The 1,243-nt window shown below is 69.2% G+C and carries 2 protein-coding genes; one reads left to right on the top strand and one right to left on the bottom strand.

The annotated features are described in order from the left end of the window. Positions 1-36: 36 nt before the first annotated feature. Positions 37-750, bottom strand: a complete 714-nt coding sequence (locus GTP90_RS35735; protein WP_254452201.1) for a TetR/AcrR family transcriptional regulator — start codon at positions 748-750, stop codon at positions 37-39. Positions 751-936: 186 nt separating this feature from the next. Here GTP90_RS35735 and GTP90_RS35740 point away from each other — a divergent pair. Continuing rightward, positions 937-1,243 (top strand): VOC family protein (locus GTP90_RS35740; RefSeq protein WP_503826781.1); only part of this gene is annotated, 307 nt, incomplete at its 3' end.

The following is a 1,243-nucleotide window of genomic DNA, read 5'->3' on the forward strand; positions in this document are numbered from 1 at the left end:
GGATCGCGCCGCAACGGCACCGGCCGCGCCGACGGGTCAGCTGTCGGCGTCCTTCACGGCCGCGCGCGCCTGGACGCGGGCCAACAGCGATTCGGCCTGGATGGCCAGGCGCGGCAGCGGCGCGGCCGTCAGGCGGACCGCGTCGGTCATGCTCATGCCGAGCGAACGCAGCATGGCCTGCACCATCTGCTCCGGGTAATCCCTGGCGATGCGGCCATGCGCCATGCGGTGCAAGGCGACCAGCACCGCGCCCTTGATGACGTCCACCGCCACCGGCAGCGCTGCGGTGTCGAACTGGCCCAGCCGGGCCCCCTCCTCCAGATCCGGCGGCAGCACGTCGTACACCATGCTGTGCTCGCCGCCAGCACGCACGCCGGCGCTGGCCAGGAAACGCGCCGCCATCCGGTTGCCGCGCGCCAGCTGCAGGTAGCAGCGAATCGCCGTGGCCACCCGCAGGCCGGGATCGGCGATGGCGCCGACCACGCCCTCGATCAGCTGCAGCATCTCGTTGCTGAGCTCCTCGCTGACGGCCGCCAGCAACTCCTCATTGGTACGGAAATAATTGTAGAACGAGCCCTGCGACACTTCCGCCGCCGCCACCACTTCCGGGATCACGCTGGCCCCCACGCCTTTCTGGGCGAAGACGATCAACGCGCTTTCGACCAGGCGCTTGCGCATGCGCTCGCGGCGCTCGGCGGCGACGCGCGGACGGTGGTCGGTGGTGGCCTGGGTGGCTTTGGCGGCTGGCATTCTGGTTTTGTCTCGTCGGGCAGTTGGCACTGCCGCGATCATACCAGATCGCACCAGGCCAAATTGGCCACATCGGGCGCCGGCCACACGAAAATATAAATTGACACCAAAGTCATTATGACGATAATGTCACTCCTAGAACGAAAGAGATCGCCACCCCGGCGACACCGTCGACAAGGAGACATGATGAGCGGATCGAATCGCGCCCCGCTGCGCACCCCGCAGGCCTACCCGGAACACGCGCTGCCGCCGGGTGTGCTCAAGCTGCCCCGCCCCGCCGCGCTGGTCAAGGCGCAGGCGCTGGCCTTCCTGATGTTCGAAAAGCCGGACCTCGACGCCGCCGCCACCTTCCTGGCCGACTTCGGCATGCAGGCGGTGGCGCATGACGACGGCCGGCTGCTGATGCGCGGCGCCGGCCCCGCCCCCTGCATCTACCTGGCGCGGCGCGGCGCGCGTTCGCGCTACGTGGGCGCGGCCTTCAGCGTGGACGGCG

This window comes from Duganella vulcania (assembly GCF_009857655.1).
Lineage (GTDB): Bacteria > Pseudomonadota > Gammaproteobacteria > Burkholderiales > Burkholderiaceae_D > Rugamonas > Rugamonas vulcania.

Bases quoted from the DNA above. Each gene is read 5' to 3' on its own strand.
- GTP90_RS35735 (WP_254452201.1), bottom strand. From the start codon at position 750: ATGCCAGCCGCCAAAGCCACCCAGGCCACCACCGACCACCGTCCGCGC.